Origin of the sequence: Flavobacterium sp. KS-LB2 (assembly GCF_036895565.1) — a bacterium.
GTDB lineage: Bacteria > Bacteroidota > Bacteroidia > Flavobacteriales > Flavobacteriaceae > Flavobacterium.
Map to the genome: position 1 here is coordinate 147,777 of NZ_CP145904.1, position 18,488 is coordinate 166,264.

The following is an 18,488-nucleotide window of genomic DNA, read 5'->3' on the forward strand; positions in this document are numbered from 1 at the left end:
TTCTTATTTACTTACGAAAGTAGTAGTCATTTGGTTTAAATAAGGATGTCAATAACACAATTGTTTAAAAATGCTTAATGAAAAGATAATTCTATTTAGAAATTAAAAAAAACAGAGTCCGAATATTTTTATAAAATGTATATTTGTCCATTATAACGAAATCGTTTTCTTAATTAAATTATTTATAATCTATGTTACTAAAAATAAATGATTTTATGGCTCAAGTTGAGGCCAAGAATCCAAATGAACCTGAATTTATTCAAGCTGTTAGGGAATTTGCAGAAACTGTTATTCCATTTATTGCAGAGCAAAAAAAATACGACGGAAAAAATTTGCTTCTTCGAATAGCGGAGCCGGAGCGTTCTATTATATTTCGTGTCCCTTGGGTAGATGATAGCGGTGAAATTCAGGTAAACAGAGGTTTTAGAATTCAAATGAATTCAGCAATTGGACCTTACAAAGGTGGAATTCGCTTTCATCATACTGTAAATTTATCAGTGCTTAAGTTTTTAGCATTTGAACAAGTATTCAAAAACAGTTTGACTACTTTGCCAATGGGTGGTGGAAAAGGAGGATCTGATTTTGATCCACAAGGAAAATCAGATGGGGAAGTGATGCGTTTTTGCCAGTCTTTCATGACTGAATTGTGCAGACACATCGGGCCACAATTGGACGTTCCTGCAGGAGATATTGGAGTTGGAGCAAGAGAGATAGGCTATTTATTTGGTCAATATAAGAGAATAAGAAACGAATTTACTGGAGTTTTAACTGGAAAAGGATTGGCTTATGGCGGTTCTTTAATCAGACCAGAAGCAACAGGATTTGGAGTAGTTTATTTTGCAGAACAAATGCTAAATACTATTGGTCAAAACATCAAAGGAAAGAGAGTTTCTATTTCTGGTTTTGGAAACGTGGCTTGGGGAGTAGCGCTTAAAGTGAATGACCTTGGCGGAAAAGTGGTGACGCTTTCTGGTCCTGACGGATATATTTATGATGAAGAAGGGATTTCTGGTGAGAAAATTGATTTTATGCTTGAAATGAGAGCTAGAGGAGACAACAGAGCCGAAGCTTATTTAGAAAAATATCCAAAAGCAGAGTTTCACAAAGGGAAAAGTGTTTGGGAAGTAAAAGTTGATGTAGCAATACCTTGCGCCACTCAAAACGAGTTGAATGAGGAAGATGCTAAACACTTAATTGATAATGGAGTTATTTGTGTAACTGAAGCAGCAAATATGCCATGTACGTTAGAAGCAATCAAATTGTTCTTGAAAGCTAAAGTGCTTTTTGCTCCAGGTAAAGCAGCAAATGCTGGTGGTGTTGCAGCTTCAGGTTTAGAGATGACTCAAAACTCTATTCGTTTGAACTGGACTAGTGAAGAGGTTGATGGTAGACTAAAAGAAATCATGGTTGGGATTCACAATCAATGTAAAAAATACGGAACAGATTCTGAAGGCTATGTTAACTATGTAAAAGGAGCTAATATTGCTGGATTTGTAAAAGTTGCCGATGCTATGCTTGCTCAAGGAGTGGTATAGGAATTTTAGAGTATCGATTTTAGATTTAAATCTAAAATCATGTAAAAAAAACCTTCTTCCGTTTGTTCGGGAGAAGGTTTTTAGGTTTATTTAAATTCTTTATTGTGACTAATTCTGTAATCTAAAATCGTAAAACCTAAATCTAAAATCCTTTGTTCTATATTTGTAAACCAATATAGATGCAAATAATGAAAAAGAGTGTTTTATACTTTTTGCTTTTACTTTTTATCCAAATGGGTTTTGCCCAAAGCAACTTGTCGTGGCAAGGTTATTTCTCTTATAATGAAATTAAAGATGTATCAGAATCAGCAACGGCTGTTTTTGCAGCTTCCGAAAATGCATTGTTTTCAAAGAACTTAGGAACAAACGTAATTAAAACTACGAATACTATTGACGGACTTTCTGGTCAAACAATCTCATCGGTGTATCATAGTGCAACATTCAATAAAACTATAGTTGGTTACGAAAACGGACTCCTAATAGTGATCAATGAAGCCGATGGAAGCATGCTGAATGTGGTCGATATTATCAACAAGCAACTTCCTCCAAATATCAAAAAAATCAATCATTTCATGGAGTTTGAAGGGATTGCTTACGTTTCCTGTGATTTTGGAATTGTTCAATTTAATCTGGCTACCCTGCAATTTGGAGATACTTATTTTATTGGAGACAATGGAGCCGAAATCAGAGTGAATCAAACAGCACTTTTTAATGGATTTATTTATGCTGCTACAAATAGCGGTATACGTCGAGCTAATATTTCTAATAAAAATTTAATCGATTATAACCAATGGGAAACAATTGCCTCGGGAAATTGGTCTAGTATAGCGGCTTTTGGCACGGACATGTTCGCTATTAATGGGACAGGATACATCCATAAATTTAATTCGGGTTCTAATTCTTTTATAGGACTTATTGTTCTTTCTCAGCCCGTATTAGATATGAGAGCAACGGTAAATCATCTAATTGTAACCACCGCAAACAGCGTTTATATTTACAATAATCAGATGGCTTTAATACGCCAAATAAATACAAATCAAATTACCGATAGTAATCCAATTTTTACGTGTGCAACAATAATTGGAGACGCGATTTTCATTGGTACCAAAGAAAATGGATTGATTGTGGCTTCACTTTCTTCGGCAGTAACTTTTAAGAATATAACGCCTATCGGCCCGTCACGGAATAATATATTTGGACTTCAGACGACAACAAGTGCGCTTTGGACGGTTTATGGCGATTATACGGCAGATTATAATCCGTATCCGTTAGATAGTTACGGAATCAGTAAATTTAGTACAACAGGATGGTTGAATATTCCGTATGAAGATGTTCTAGGAGCCCAGTCGATGACTAGAATTATAGTTAATCCCAACAAGGAAAACGAAGTGTATGCGAGTTCTTTTTTCTCTGGTTTGTTAAAAATAGAAAATGATGTGCCTACAATTTTATATAATCAAACGAACAGTGGTTTAGAATCGTTAACCTTTTTAGGTCCAACTTATATTGACATTAGGATAAACGGAACGGCATTTGACAAATCAGGAAATCTTTGGGTCACTAATAGTAGAGTAAAAAATGGATTAAAAGTTTTTAGAACAAATGGGCAGTGGCAAAGCTATGCAATGGATGTTATTTTAGATTCACCAAATGATAATAATTTTGGAACAATGGCTATAGATCGAAATGGAACCAAATGGCTGTCAACAAGCAGAGATGGTGTTGTTGGTTTTAATGAGACCAATATTAAATTTAAAAAAATCACTACTGGTTCTGATACAGGAAATTTACCAATTGCGGATGTTAGAACAGTTGCCATAGATAACAGAAACCAACTTTGGATAGGAACCACAAAAGGTTTACGGGTTTTGCCAAATGTAAGCAGTTTTCAATCAGAGGAGCAGATGACGGCAAATCCTATCATTATTTTGGAAGATAACCTAGCGCAGGAATTATTATTTGAACAATTTATTACAGATATTGCTGTTGATGGCGCTAATAATAAATGGATTGGCACAGCTGATTCTGGGGTATTTTTAGTGTCGCCAAACGGACAGGAAACCAAGTATCATTTTACAACTAGCAATTCGCCGTTGCCCAGCAATGTTGTAAATGACGTTGATATCAATAGTGCTACGGGTGAAGTTTTTATTGCCACTTCTAAAGGGTTGGTCTCTTTCAAAGGAACTGCTACTGCTGCCAATGACGATTTAAGCAATGCGTATGTGTATCCAAATCCAGTGCGACCAGAATACCAAGGAACGGTTAAAATTGCGGGATTATTAGATAAAGCCAATATTAAAATAACCGATATCGAAGGCAATCTGGTTTATGAAACCATTTCTGAAGGCGGAACGATAGAATGGGATACTACCGCTTTTGGGAAATACAAAGTGGCTTCGGGCGTGTATATGATTTTTATTTCGGCACAAGATGGTGTCGAGACCAAAGTTAAAAAAGTAATGATAATCAGATAAATTACGAATTAATAATTACGAATTTCGAGTCGTAATTTCGTAATTATTAATTCGTAATTAAAATGCAAGTTAAAACAAAAGCCATCGTGCTCTCCTCTTTAAAATTTCAGGAAAAAAGCTTGATTGTAAAATGCTTTACGTTATCTCATGGTTTAAAGTCCTATTTTGTTCGGGATGCGTTTTCAGGAAGAAAATCGAACCAAAAAATCGCCTATTTCCAGCCACTTACAATTCTTGATATAGAAGCGGTTCATAAAAACAAAGGTACTTTAGAGAATTTCAAAGAAATAAAAATTGCTTCGGCTTTTCATTCGATACATTCGGATATTTATAAAAGTACGATGGTGATGTTTATTTCCGAAATGCTGCACCATTCCATACACGAAGAGGAAGAAAATGAGCCGTTATTTACGTTCTTAGAAGCCGCTATGCATTGGTTAGACAATCATGACGAGATTGCTAATTTCCACTTAATTTTATTGCTGGAAACTACAAAGTATTTGGGCTTTTACCCTGATATTTCTGACCTTGATATGCCTTTTTTCGAAATGAACGAAGGTGTTTTTACCCCTTTTCACGCGATCAGTTCACTCACAGAACACGAAAGTAATTTGTTTAAAAAACTGATTGATCTAAAATTTGATAACAGTCAAAAAATCTTTCACGTGATCGAACGTCAAATTTTGCTCCGAATCCTAATTGACTATTACAGTTTTCACCTAGATGGTTTTAGAAAACCAAAATCTTTGGATGTTTTAAAAGAAGTTTTTTCTTAAAATAGAATGTTGTCGGACTTATTGTGAATTTTATCGAATTCTCTAATCAAATTTGTCTATTTTCTCTCATCTTTTCTTTCTTTTATTCAAAATTCCTTACTTTCGCACCTCGATTTAGAAAAGGATAAAATGAGCACAAAATTTACTGAATACAAAGGACTTGACTTACCAACTGTGGCGTCAGAAGTTCTGGATTTTTGGAAGAAAGAAAATATATTTGAAAAGAGTGTCACCACTCGCGAAGGCAATCAACCGTTTGTGTTTTTTGAAGGACCGCCTTCGGCAAATGGTTTACCGGGAATTCACCACGTAATGGCACGCGCCATTAAAGATATTTTTTGCCGTTATAAAACGCAAAAAGGGTTTCAAGTAAAGCGTAAAGCCGGCTGGGATACCCACGGTTTGCCAGTTGAACTTGGAACTGAAAAAGAACTTGGAATTACCAAAGAAGATATCGGGAAAACCATTTCAATCGAAGAATACAACGAAGCGTGTAAAAAAACCGTGATGCGTTATACGGACGTATGGAATGATTTGACCGAAAAAATGGGGTATTGGGTAGATATGGAAAATCCGTATGTGACCTACAAATCCAAATATATGGAAACCGTTTGGTGGATTTTGAAACAAATCTACAACAAGGATTTAATGTACAAAGGCTACACCATTCAGCCTTATTCACCAAAAGCAGGAACAGGATTGTCATCGCACGAGGTAAATCAACCGGGAAGTTACCGCGATGTGACGGATACTACTGTTGTGGCACAATTTAAAGTGAAGGAAGACAACCTACCAAATTTACAGCGTATTTTTGAAATAGGACATCTTTTTGAAGACACCTTCTTTTTGGCATGGACCACAACACCTTGGACTTTACCAAGTAATACAGCACTTACTGTTGGTCCAAAAATTGACTACGTTTTAGTAAGTACTTACAATCAATATACTTTTAAGCCAGTTAATGTGATATTAGCAAAGGCTTTAGTGGGAAAACAATTTGCTGGAAAATATACCGAAGTATCAGCCGTTAGCGAGTTGTTGAATTACAAAGAAGAAGATAAAAAAATTCCGTTTTTCGTTACTGCAACGTGCAAAGGTGCCGATTTACTAAACATACAGTACGAACAATTAATGCCATTGGTTTTGCCGTATCAAAATGCAGAAAACGCATTTAGAGTAATTGTTGGTGATTTTGTTACTACAGAAGATGGAACCGGAATTGTACATACTTCACCAACTTTTGGTGCTGATGATGCAAAAGTGGCTAAAGAAGCGACACCAGAAATTCCGCCGTTATTGGTTTTAGACGAAAATGGAACACCTGTTCCGTTAGTAGATTTGCAAGGAAAATTTGTTCAAGGACTTGGAGATTTATCCGGTAAATACGTTAAAAACGAATATTATAACGAAGGCGAAGCACCGGAACGCTCCGTAGATGTAGAAATTGCTATTCAGTTAAAAGAAGAAAATAAAGCATTTAAAGTAGAGAAATATGTCCACAGTTATCCACATTGCTGGAGAACAGACAAGCCTATTTTGTACTATCCATTAGATTCTTGGTTTATAAAAATCTCTGAAGTTAAAGATAGAATGTTCGACTTGAACGAAACCATCAACTGGAAACCAAAAGCAACTGGAGAAGGTCGTTTTGGGAATTGGTTGAAAAACGCTAATGACTGGAATTTATCGCGTTCTAGATATTGGGGAATTCCATTGCCAATCTGGAGAACAGAGGACAAGCAAGAAGAAATATTAATAGGTTCAGTTGAAGAATTATACAACGAAATAGAAAAATCAATCGCAGCAGGTTTCCAAAAGGAAAATCCTTTTAAAGGATTCGAAATTGGAAATATGGCTGAATCAAATTACGATTTAGTTGATTTACATAAAAATGTAGTCGATGAAATCACCTTGGTTTCTGCTTCTGGCAAACCAATGATGCGTGAAGCGGATTTGATTGATGTTTGGTTCGATTCAGGTTCTATGCCGTATGCGCAATGGCATTATCCTTTTGAAAACAAAGAAAAAATAGATCAAAACCAAGATTTTCCAGCGGATTTTATCGCCGAAGGAGTAGATCAAACACGTGGTTGGTTTTATACGTTGCATGCCATTGGAACACTAGTTTTCGACAAAGTAGCGTACAAAAATGTGGTTTCAAACGGATTAGTTTTGGACAAAAACGGACAAAAAATGTCCAAACGTTTAGGGAATGCCGCAGATCCTTTCGAAACATTAAAAGAATACGGTCCAGATGCGACGCGTTGGTACATGATTTCGAATGCAAATCCTTGGGACAACTTGAAATTTGATTTAGAAGGAATCGCTGAGGTCCGCAGAAAATTCTTTGGAACTTTATACAACACGTATTCGTTCTTTAGTTTGTATGCCAATATTGATGGTTTCAAATTTGAAGAAGCGGAGATTCCGTTAAACGAAAGACCGGAAATTGATCAATGGATCATCTCAGAATTGAACACTTTGATCAAAGAAGTGGATGGTTTTTATGCGGATTATGAACCAACAAAAGCAGCTCGTGCAATCTCTGAATTTGTACAAGAAAACTTGAGTAACTGGTACGTTCGTTTGTGCAGAAGACGCTTCTGGAAAGGGGAATATGCACAAGATAAAATTGCAGCTTATCAAACTTTATATACCTGTTTGTTAACCATAAGTAAACTGGGCGCGCCTATCGCTCCGTTCTTTATGGATAAACTTTACAGAGACTTAACTGTAGCAACACAGACTGAAAAATATGACAGTGTACATTTGGCGGAGTTTCCAATTTCGGTTGAAAACTATGTTAATAAAATGTTAGAGAGTAAAATGCAGAAAGCACAGACCATTTCATCATTGGTGTTATCACTCCGAAAAAAGGAAATGATAAAGGTACGTCAACCGTTGCAAAAGGTAATGATTCCAGTACTTGACGACAATCAAAGAGCTGAAATTGAGGCTATTTCTGACCTGATAAAAGCAGAGGTAAACGTGAAAGAAATCGTACTTTTAGACGATGCTTCGGGTGTTTTGGTAAAACAAATTAAGCCTAATTTTAAGACGTTAGGACCACGCTTTGGTAAGGATATGGGGTTGATTTCTAAGGCGATACAGGGATTTTCGAAAGAACAAATAAGTCAATTAGACAAGGAAGGAAGCCTGAGTATTGTTATTGCTGGAAATAACGTACTTTTAACGATAGAAGATGTAGAAATAACATCACAAGATATTGAGGGCTGGTTAGTAGCAAATTCAAACGGAATAACGGTTGCGCTTGATATTACAATTTCTGAAGAATTAAAACAAGAAGGAATTTCAAGAGAATTAGTAAACAGAATTCAGAATATCCGTAAAGATTCTGGATTTGAAGTTACCGATAAAATTAAAGTTCAATTGAAGAGAAATGGAATTCTAGAAGAGGCAATTCTTAAAAACGAAGCCTATATAAAATCAGAAACATTAACCAGTGATTTGGTTTTTGTGGATGAAATAGAAAACGGTACAGAAATTGAGTTTGACGATATAAAAACAATGATATTAATTTCAAAATAATACAAAATGGTAGATGAAGCTACAAAGTACTCTGATGCTGATTTAGCGGAGTTCAAAGAGATAATCCTTAACAAAATTCAAAAAGCACAATTGGACTTAGATTTGATAAAAAGTGCCTATATGAATGATTTAAATAATGGGACTGATGATACTTCCCCAACATTTAAAGCTTTTGAAGAAGGAAGTGAAACAATGTCAAAAGAAGCAAACTCACAACTGGCGATTCGTCAGGAGAAGTTTATTCGTGATTTGAAAAATGCGCTCTTCCGTGTAGAAAACAAAACATACGGAGTTTGTAAAGTTACAGGCAAACTAATTGGGAAAGAAAGATTAAAAATCGTTCCTCACGCTACAATGAGTATCGAAGCAAAGAATTTGCAACGTTAAACGATTTGTAGTGTACTATTTAACGCTCCATTGGGAGCGTTTTTTTTGATTAAATTGTTATTTTTGCGCCATTAAAATTTATAAAATGTCATTACGAAAAGCGTATCTCCTTATTTTTATCTTATTGCTTGTTGATCAAGTTTCTAAAATTTATATTAAAACTAATTTTATTTTAGGAGAAGAGGTTGAAGTTTTTAGCTGGTTCAAAATCCTGTTCATCGAGAATGAAGGAATGGCTTGGGGAGTTCAGATTCCCGGGGCTTATGGGAAATTATTTTTAACTCTTTTTAGAATTGCCGCAGTTGGTGGAATTGGATATTGGTTGTGGGATTCTGTGAAAAAAAAGAGCTCCGATTATTTAATTGTCGCGATTTCTTTAATCCTTGTTGGAGCTTTTGGGAATATCATTGATTCTGTTTTTTACGGCGTTATTTTTGACGACAGCCAACAACAATTAGCTACTTTATTTTCAGGCCAACCTTATGGAACTTGGTTTCACGGAAAAGTAGTCGATATGCTTTATTTTCCTATTTGGCACGGAAATTTACCAAGTTGGTTGCCAATTTGGGGCGGAAAAGAATTTACTTTTTTCAACGCTATTTTCAATGTTGCCGATATGGCGATTTCTACAGGTGTTGGAATCTTGATTTTTTTCAATAAAAAAGCATTTCACCACAATTAGATTCAAAGTTTTTCATGAGATAAAAAAAGACCTATTCAAAACTGAATAGGTCTTTTTCTTTATTGGTCTTATTTGTTTTGTCCGGGAGCATAGCGTTTGGCACTTTTCCCACCATATATTTTTTTGGCTTGACCTGGAGGTAGTTTTTTTGCTTTGTATGTGGACCTGCTGGTTCCGGTTTGAATACTACAGTTTGAAAATGAAACTGCAAATAGAATAACCATAACGCTTACGGCAAATCTTGAATTTTTAAATGTTCTCATGAATGAATTAGATTTTATCTGTTGCGAAAGTACGGATTAAAATTTAAAACGAGTGAACTTCATTTGGAGTCACACAATAGTCTAGTTGTACATCGCCTTCAAAAATATCAGCAATTATTTCTTCGGGTTCGAAGAAAGAAAGGCCAATTTTGATTACATCTGGTTTGCATTGGGATAAGAATTTGTCATAAAATCCTTTGCCGTAACCTACACGATGTCCTTTTTTGTCGTAAGCCAAAAGCGGAACAAAAACTACATCAATTTTAGGTGAGGGAACTTCAATTCCATCTACTGGTTCCGGAATATTATAGTTGTTTTTCTTAATTTTAGTATTGTCTGTCAATAGAAAATGAGTCATGTTTCTAGTTTCAAAATCAGCTTTAGAAACAATTATCTCTTTGTCTTTTCCCGATAATAAGTGTAAAATAAATTCGGTATTGACTTCTTTGTGTTCTGTTATGGGAAGGAAAATATGGAAATAGCTGTTTTCCCAGATAGGAAGTATCAGTATTTTATTGGCAATAGCCAAACTCATTTCTTCCACTTCATTTTTGGAAAGTGAATTTCGGAAAGCTTTGTATTTTTGTCGTAACTCAGTTTTGTTCATTTTAATAATTTTATTCTCCTTCTTCACCAGAAGCATTCGACAAATGATAAATAGCATCACCTTCGTAAACAATAGGAGAATGGTTTGCGTTGATTATGTAACCATCATTTGGTGCTTTCACTTTTCGCTCAAATTTCCCATAAGGATCTGTAATTGTAGCTAGAATTGTTCCCTTTTTTACAAACTTTCCTACCGTATTAAAATCGTGTAATAGTCCAGAACATTTGGCACGTATCCAGCCTGATTTTTCAATATAAATTGTGTTGGATTTTTGTGGTACTACGGTGTGTTTTAAATCAAGCATGTCCAAATGTTTCAACAAACGTTTGGCTCCATTAACACCTTCTTCAGCTACAGAATTATTAATGTCTAATGATTTTCCCCCTTCAAAAAGCAGCATTTTCACATTCAATTTTTCACTAGCACTTCTAAAAGACCCCGAAATATTTTTTGAATACAACGTAAATGGAGCATTAAAAACATCAGCTAATATTTTTAAAAGTTCATTGTTTTGGGTAAGTCGAATTTGTGGCGCATTGAAACGGCTTGCACCACCAGCATGAAAATCTACTGCATAATTTACAATGGGCATGATTTCGGTTAAAATATGATAAGCAAATCGACTGGCCAGTGATCCAGTTTTGCTCCCCGGAAAAACCCGATTTAAGTCTCTGCCGTCAGGAAACTCTCTTGATTTATTGACAAATCCATACACATTGATAATTGGAATGCATATAATAGTTCCTTTTTTGGGTCTGTTTATTTTTTTACTAATCAATTGCCTCACGATTTCCACGCCATTAATCTCATCGCCATGAATTCCGGCAGAGAAAAGTACTACGGGACCGTCAATTTTAGAACGGCGCACAATAACCGGAATATTCAATTTTGTTGTCGTGTGTAATCGAGCAATTTCCACATTAATGGTTTTGCTTTCGCCAGGATTAATGCTTTCACCAAAAATTACTATTGGTGCGGAATTATTTTTTATCATAAGTTCTTGAAAAGATAAAAATAAGGATAATAGGGTATTAAAAAGTAAAATTCTGATAAAAATTTCATCGGAAAGATTTCGAGAATATTGACTTGTATTTCGTGATTTTTGAGATTAACTTTGTTACATGAATCCAACGACTTTAGCTTTACAAATTCAAACCTTGCCTGATGGTCCTGGTGTATATCAATATTATGATAAGGAAGGGAAGATTTTATACGTGGGTAAAGCTAAAAATTTAAAAAAAAGAGTTTCTTCGTATTTTAATAAAATTCATGATACGGCAAAAACGAATGTGTTAGTTAAGAAGATTGTCACCATAAAACACATTGTAGTTCCTACCGAAACCGATGCGCTTTTATTAGAAAACAACCTGATAAAAACCTTACAACCCCGTTATAATGTTTTGTTGCGAGATGATAAAAGTTACCCGTGGTTGTGCATCAAGAAAGAGCCTTTTTCACGCATTTTTGCAACCAGAAGAATGGTCAAAGATGGATCGGAATATTTTGGGCCGTACACCAGTTTTAAAACCGTAAGCACAATTTTGGAACTGATTAAAGAATTGTATCCGCTGCGCACGTGTAACTATGATTTGAGTAAAAGTAATATTGATAGCGGAAAATTTAAGGTTTGTCTTGAATATCATATTGGCAATTGCATGGGGCCTTGTGAAGGGTATGAAACGCTTGAAAACTATCAAAAGCAAGTGGATGCGATTCGGGAAATCTTGAAAGGAAATTTCAAAGAAAGCATGAAAGATTTCAAACGGGTCATGACAAATCTGGCGGCCGAAATGCATTTTGAAGAAGCGCAAAAAATAAAAGAAAAAATTGAAATTTTAGAGAATTACCAATCGCGTTCTACGATTGTAAATCCCAAAATTACTAATATCGATGTGTTTTCTATTGTTTCAGATGAAAGCGCAGCCTATGTGAATTTCTTGCAAATCTCTCATGGGTCGATTATTCGTTCCCATACGATGGAAATCAAAAAGAAGCTCGACGAAACTGACGAGGAATTATTAGAATTAGCGATTGTTGAATTAAGAGAACGTTTTCAATTGCTGTCTAGAGAAGTGATTGTTCCGTTTCACGTTGATTTAGGAGAAACTATAAAAATTACTGTTCCGCAATTAGGTGACAAAAAACAAATTCTAGATTTGTCGATTCGAAACGCTAAGTTTTACCGCATCGAACAGCTCAAACAACTTCAAATTGTAGATCCGGATCGCCATACAAAAAGAATCATGGCGCAAATGCAAAAAGATTTGCGATTGCCAGTAGAGCCTAGACATATCGAATGTTTTGATAACTCGAATATTCAAGGGACTAATCCTGTTGCGGCTTGCGTAGTTTTCAAGGACGGGAAACCAAGTAAAAAAGATTATCGTCATTTTAATATAAAAACAGTCGAAGGACCGGATGATTTTGCTTCGATGACCGAAGTAGTTTACAGAAGATACAAACGATTACTAGACGAAAATCAACCATTACCTAATTTAATTATTATTGATGGTGGAAAAGGGCAATTGTCATCGGCGTTGAAAAGTATCGACGAATTGGGTTTGAGAGGAAAAATAGCCATAATTGGAATTGCAAAAAGACTGGAAGAACTATTTTATCCAGGGGATTCTATTCCGTTATATCTCGATAAAAAATCTGAAACTTTGAAAGTAATCCAGCAATTGCGAAACGAAGCGCACCGTTTTGGGATTACCCATCACCGAGACAAAAGGAGTAAAGCGGCACTGAATTCTTCTATAGAAAGTATTCCGGGAATTGGAGAAAAAACCATGTTGGCTTTGATTCAACATTTTAAAAGTGTTAAAAGATTGAAATTAGCGTCAGAAAAAGAAATTTCGGACGTTATAGGTATGTCTAAAGCCAAAAAAATTACCGAATTTTACAAAGCTACAAATGAATGATTAATTTAGAGTCTTGATATTTGGACAAATACTGTCTTTTATTGTTGAATTCTATATACCACCAATATTGCTGTTTATGAAGAAAATCACGCTGTTATTCCTTGTTTTTGCTAGTTTGACTGCGTTTTCGCAAGAGCAAAAGAAACCAAAAATAGGTTTAGTTTTAAGTGGTGGCGGAGCAAAAGGATTTGCACATATTGGAGTCTTAAAAGTATTGGAAGAAGCCGGTGTCAAGATTGATTACATTGGCGGAACAAGTATGGGAGCCGTTATTGGAGGCCTTTACGCTTCGGGTTATAATGCCAGTCAGATTGATTCTATTTTTCAAGCCACTAATTTTAATGAATTACTAAACGATTTCATTCCTCGATCTTCTAAAAATTTTTACGAAAAAAGGAATGACGAGTTATACGCATTGGTATTGCCGTTCAATAAGTTCAAAATTGGTATTCCTGAAGCATTGTCTAAAGGAATGTATAATTATAATTTGTTGAGTAGAATTACAAGAAACGTGAGACATATAAAAGATTTTAATAAACTTCCCATTCCGTTTTTATGTATTGGAACTAATATAGAAACTGGAGAACAGGTTTTATTGAATAAAGGAAATCTAGCGCAGGCGATGATCGCAAGTTCTGCATTTCCATCTTTGTTTTCTCCTGTAGAAATTGACGGGAAGTTGCTTGTAGATGGCGGTGTGATTAATAATTATCCTATTGAGGAGGTTCTTAAATTAGGCGCAGATATTATCATAGGGGTTGATGTTCAAGATGATTTATTAGATAGAAAACAACTCAAAGATGCCACGAGAATTTTGGTTCAGATTACAAATCTTCAGTCCATTGAAAGGATGAAAAGAAATGTAGATAAAACGGATGTTTATATCAAGCCGGACATTAAGGATTATGGTGTAGTGTCTTTTGATAAAGGAAAAGAAATTATTAGAAAAGGGGAAGAAGCCACATTCTCTGTTTATGAAAAAATAAAAGGACTGGTTGATGAATCGAATCCCTATACAAAACCGAATTTAAAATTAGTCACTGATAGCTTGCAGATTGTAAATATCAACAGCAATGAATTAGATAATTATACCAAGGAATACGTGATTGGTAAGTTGCGATTTAAACCGGGAGTTAAAACCTGTTACGATGATTTGTTGAAGGGAATAAACAATATCAATGCCACTCAAAATTTTAGTGCTATTTCTTATTCATTAGATAAAAATAAAAACGGAGATGATTTAAATCTAACGTTAAAAGAAAATCCGTCAAAAACGTATTTGAAATTTGGATTACATTATGACAATTTATTCAAGAGTGCTGTTTTGATTAATCTAACACACAAAAAAACTTTGTTTAAGAATGATAGGACTTCTCTTGATATCGTTTTGGGAGATAATATCCGGTATAATTTAGATTACTACATAGAGAATGGGTTTAATTTAAGTTTTGGTTTTAAATCACAATTCAATCAATTTAATAGAAATATAGCCAAAGAAATAAGCAGCATAGATTTAGAGGCCTTGGGTGTAAATGCTATTAATGTTGATTTTCACGACCTGACAAATCAGGCTTATTTTCAATCGCTTTTTGTTCAGAAATTTTTAATTGGTGGCGGAATAGAATTAAAATATTTGAAAATAAAGTCGGAAACATTAGCCAATACAGATCCTGTAATTGACAACAGTAATTACTTGAGTCTTTTTGGTTATATGAGATTTGATTCTTATGATAATAAATATTTTCCTAAAAAAGGATGGTTCTTCTCTGGTGATATACAATCGTATTTAGTCTCTTCCAATTATACAGGAGATTTTCAACCTTTTTCGATTGCAAAAGCTGATTTTGGGGTAGCGGCAACACTTTTTAAAAATGCAACGGTTAAATTTCATACCGATGCTGGTTTTTCATTCGGGAATGAAAGTGTTTCTTTTTTTAATTTTATTTTGGGAGGCTACGGTTACAATCCTATAAATAATTTCAAATATTTTTATGGATATGACTATTTGAGTATTGCAGCCAATAGTTACATAAAATCAACAGGGACTATTGATTATGAGTTTTATAAAAACAATCATTTCAATTTTTCGGCAAATTTTGCTAATGTTGGAGATCGAATTTTTGAAACAGTAGATTGGGTTTCAATTCCTAAATATTCAGGTTATGCAGTAGGTTATGGTTTGGAAACCGTAATTGGACCTATAGAAATAAAACATTCTTGGTCTCCAGAAAATGCAAAAGGATATACGTGGTTTAGTATCGGGTTTATGTTTTAATTGTAATTTAATTCAATATTAATTCCGATATTTGTTATAATGAAAACAAAATGGCTAGGTTTATTAGAGTATCTTCAATTCCTTATCAAGAGAAATCCCGAATAAGGACTCCTTTTTTTGATTTATCATAGCACATTATAAAGTAATCTCAACTTTAATTTGTTACACTTTTAAACAAAAAAATCATGCCTTTATACCATAAATTAGGGAGTTTTCCCCAAAAAAGACATACACAATTTGAAAAACCAAATGGCGGTTTGTATTACGAACAACTCTTTGGAACAGAAGGTTTTCATGGTCATTCATCATTATTATACCATGTTCATAGACCAACGCAAGTAAAGGAAATTCTAAAATCCTATTCTGTTGAGCCTAAAATCGCCATTGGAAAAAACATAAAATCGTTATTACTAAAAGGGTTTGAGTTAAAGCCCGAAGACGATTTTCTGGACAGCCGTAAACCCATGCTTGTCAATAAAGATTGTACGATAGGATTAGCAGCACCAAGGCAATCCCTGCGCAACTATTTCTATAAAAATGCCGATGCGGATGAGATGATTTTCATTCATAAAGGAAAAGGGAAATTACGCACTATGATGGGAAATATTCCTTTCGAATACGGTGATTACTTGATTATTCCTCGCGGAATGATTTATCAAATTGATTTTGATTCTCCAGAAAACCGATTATTTTACGTGGAATCATTTGCGCCTTTTTATACGCCAAAAAGATATAAAAACGAATCAGGGCAACATTTAGAGCATTCACCATTTTGCGAACGCGACTTCATTTTGCCAAACGAGTTAGAAACGCACGATGAAAAAGGCGATTTCCTAATTAAAATCAAGAAAGAAGGAATGATGCATGAAGTAGTTTACGCTACGCATCCTTTTGATGTTGTGGGTTGGGACGGATATAATTTCCCTTATGGATTCAGCATTCATAATTTTGAGCCAATAACGGGTCGTGTACACCAGCCGCCACCAGTACATCAAACCTTCGAAACGGCAACTTTCGTCGTTTGTTCTTTTGTTCCAAGGTTGTACGATTATCACCCAAAATCTATTCCAGCGCCTTACAATCATAGTAATATTGATAGCGATGAGGTTTTGTACTATGTAGATGGGGATTTCATGAGTCGTAATAATATTGAGCAAGGTCACATTACATTGCACCCAAAAGGCATTCCACACGGACCCGCACCGGGAGCCATGGAACGCAGTATTGGTCATACAGAAACTCACGAATTAGCTGTAATGGTCGATACGTTTCGCCCTTTGATGGTCACCGAAGAAGCGATGGGATTGGACGATGGTCAGTACTATAAATCTTGGGTAGAATAAGTCATTGCGAGGGACGAAGCAATCACATTACAATTGTCATCCTGAGCGTAGTCGAAAGAAGGAGCTATTTCCTGCTATTCGTTGCAATCTTTTTTTCGGTTGAAAAACCTCAAAAAAGGATTTTCACTACTATCAGGGCTAGGCTTAAGAATATATAACAACATTTTTTTAAATTAATAAATCCGTGTACATCAGTTTTATCCGCGTCATCCGTGTTCCAAAACTAGAAGTATCGAATCAAAAATAAATATCATGTCAAAAGAAGTAAAATCAGTAGAATACGGACTAGAAAAAATATTCGAAGGAGCACAAGATTTCCTTCCGCTATTAGGAACCGATTATGTAGAATTCTATGTAGGAAACGCAAAACAATCGGCACATTATTATAAAACCGCTTTTGGTTACCAGTCATTGGCATATGCCGGATTAGAAACCGGAGTGCGCGACAGAACATCATATGTGCTGAAGCAAGACAAGATTCGTATCGTTTTAACGACACCGTTAACACAGGATTCTCCTATTCATGAGCATTTGAGAAAACATGGTGATGGAGTGAAAGTAGCCGCTCTTTGGGTTGAAGACGCTACAAGTGCTTACGAAGAAACAATGAAACGTGGTGCGCGTTCTTTTATGGAGCCAACGGTAGAGAAAGATGAATTTGGAGAAGTAGTACGTTCTGGAATTTATACCTACGGAGAAACGGTACATATTTTTGTGGAGCGTAAAAATTATACAGGTGTTTTCCTTCCAGGCTACAAGGAATGGAAATCCGATTACAATCCAGAGCCAACAGGTTTAAAATACATCGATCACATGGTAGGGAATGTGGGTTGGAATGAAATGAATACTTGGGTGAAGTTCTATGAAGAGGTAATGGGATTTGTGAACTTCCTTTCTTTTGATGACAAACAAATCAATACCGAATACTCAGCGTTAATGAGTAAAGTAATGTCAAATGGAAACGGAAGAATCAAATTTCCAATCAACGAACCTGCCGAAGGAAAGAAGAAATCACAAATTGAAGAATACCTAGACTTTTATGGTGGACCTGGAATTCAGCATATCGCAATAGCAACCGATGATATTATCACAACAGTGTCACAATTGAAAGCAAGAGGAGTCGAGTTTTTATCTGCTCCTCCACATACTTATTATGAAGCTATTCCAGAGCGATTGGGCGATCACATGAAAATGATGAAAGAAGACTTGAATGAAATCGAGAAGCTTGCCATTATGGTTGATGCTGATGAAGAAGGATATTTACTGCAAATATTTACTAAGCCGGTACAAGATAGACCAACATTGTTTTTTGAAATTATCCAAAGAATGGGAGCAAAAGGGTTTGGTGCAGGGAACTTTAAAGCGTTATTTGAATCAATTGAGAGAGAACAACAATTGCGAGGAACGTTGTAAAAAAGCATTATTTTTACATATTGTGAAAAAATAACCGATGAACAGCGTGTTTTTATATAAATGTTGTGTTAAACTTTATTTTTCACTAAAAAAACTGAATTTGTTAGCTACCTTTGCACTCGCAAAAAGGGAAGGGGTGGTTTCCTTCCTGATTTCATATAAATTTCATAGTTTATAGTTTTTTGGTTAGTTAATAGCATAAAAACTCAGTCATTATTTGACTGAGTTTTTTTGTTTTAATATATTTGGAACAAAATTTG

General features: G+C 35.1%; 13 protein-coding genes. 10 read left to right on the top strand and 3 right to left on the bottom strand.

Annotated elements, in window-relative coordinates:
- Positions 1-191 precede the first annotated feature (191 nt).
- The 6 genes from gdhA to V5J73_RS00745 all read left to right on the top strand — a co-directional run bounded on the left by gdhA (position 192) and on the right by V5J73_RS00745 (position 9,406).
- On the top strand, positions 192-1,535 hold the full coding sequence (gdhA, locus tag V5J73_RS00720; RefSeq protein WP_338646896.1) for an NADP-specific glutamate dehydrogenase: 1,344 nt from the start codon (positions 192-194) through the stop codon (positions 1,533-1,535).
- 188 nt (positions 1,536-1,723) lie between these two features.
- The gene (gene porZ, locus V5J73_RS00725) at positions 1,724-4,012 is read left to right on the top strand and encodes a type IX secretion system anionic LPS delivery protein PorZ (protein WP_338646897.1); all 2,289 of its coding nucleotides are present in this window, start codon (positions 1,724-1,726) and stop codon (positions 4,010-4,012) included.
- A gap of 62 nt (positions 4,013-4,074) precedes the next feature.
- Entirely contained in the window at positions 4,075-4,788 is a 714-nt protein-coding gene (recO, locus tag V5J73_RS00730; RefSeq protein ID WP_338646898.1) for a DNA repair protein RecO, read from the top strand.
- 129 nt (positions 4,789-4,917) lie between these two features.
- Positions 4,918-8,337, top strand: a complete 3,420-nt coding sequence (ileS, locus tag V5J73_RS00735; protein ID WP_338646899.1) for an isoleucine--tRNA ligase — start codon at positions 4,918-4,920, stop codon at positions 8,335-8,337.
- Between the two features lie 6 nt (positions 8,338-8,343).
- Positions 8,344-8,724 carry a TraR/DksA family transcriptional regulator gene (locus tag V5J73_RS00740; protein WP_315206130.1) on the top strand — a complete coding sequence of 127 codons (381 nt, stop codon included), beginning with the start codon at positions 8,344-8,346 and terminating at the stop codon, positions 8,722-8,724.
- A gap of 85 nt (positions 8,725-8,809) precedes the next feature.
- Positions 8,810-9,406, top strand: coding sequence for a lipoprotein signal peptidase (locus V5J73_RS00745; protein ID WP_338646900.1), 597 nt, complete (start codon positions 8,810-8,812; stop codon positions 9,404-9,406).
- Between the two features lie 68 nt (positions 9,407-9,474).
- Here the strand turns inward: V5J73_RS00745 and V5J73_RS00750 are convergent, their stop codons facing one another.
- From V5J73_RS00750 to V5J73_RS00760, 3 genes are read right to left on the bottom strand one after another with little or no spacing between them, the layout of a single operon-like run.
- Positions 9,475-9,669: a hypothetical protein gene (locus V5J73_RS00750; RefSeq protein WP_302134911.1), complete on the bottom strand. Its 195-nt coding sequence runs from the start codon at positions 9,667-9,669 to the stop codon at positions 9,475-9,477.
- A gap of 43 nt (positions 9,670-9,712) precedes the next feature.
- Positions 9,713-10,276 carry a 5-formyltetrahydrofolate cyclo-ligase gene (locus V5J73_RS00755; protein ID WP_338646901.1) on the bottom strand — a complete coding sequence of 188 codons (564 nt, stop codon included), beginning with the start codon at positions 10,274-10,276 and terminating at the stop codon, positions 9,713-9,715.
- Between the two features lie 10 nt (positions 10,277-10,286).
- Positions 10,287-11,270, bottom strand: coding sequence for a succinylglutamate desuccinylase/aspartoacylase family protein (locus V5J73_RS00760; protein WP_338646903.1), 984 nt, complete (start codon positions 11,268-11,270; stop codon positions 10,287-10,289).
- A 127-nt stretch (positions 11,271-11,397) separates the two neighbouring features.
- On the opposite strand from V5J73_RS00760, the gene uvrC reads away from it, so the two are divergent.
- The 4 genes from uvrC (at position 11,398) to hppD (ending at position 18,228) form a co-directional block, all read left to right on the top strand.
- Positions 11,398-13,197 carry an excinuclease ABC subunit UvrC gene (gene uvrC / locus V5J73_RS00765; RefSeq protein ID WP_338646904.1) on the top strand — a complete coding sequence of 600 codons (1,800 nt, stop codon included), beginning with the start codon at positions 11,398-11,400 and terminating at the stop codon, positions 13,195-13,197.
- A 76-nt stretch (positions 13,198-13,273) separates the two neighbouring features.
- Positions 13,274-15,472, top strand: coding sequence for a patatin-like phospholipase family protein (locus V5J73_RS00770; protein ID WP_338646905.1), 2,199 nt, complete (start codon positions 13,274-13,276; stop codon positions 15,470-15,472).
- 185 nt (positions 15,473-15,657) lie between these two features.
- Positions 15,658-16,815 (top strand): homogentisate 1,2-dioxygenase, encoded by a 1,158-nt coding sequence (locus V5J73_RS00775; RefSeq protein ID WP_338646907.1) that lies wholly within the window; start codon positions 15,658-15,660, stop codon positions 16,813-16,815.
- Between the two features lie 252 nt (positions 16,816-17,067).
- On the top strand, positions 17,068-18,228 hold the full coding sequence (gene hppD, locus V5J73_RS00780) for a 4-hydroxyphenylpyruvate dioxygenase (protein ID WP_338646908.1): 1,161 nt from the start codon (positions 17,068-17,070) through the stop codon (positions 18,226-18,228).
- The last annotated feature ends 260 nt before the right edge of the window (positions 18,229-18,488 follow it).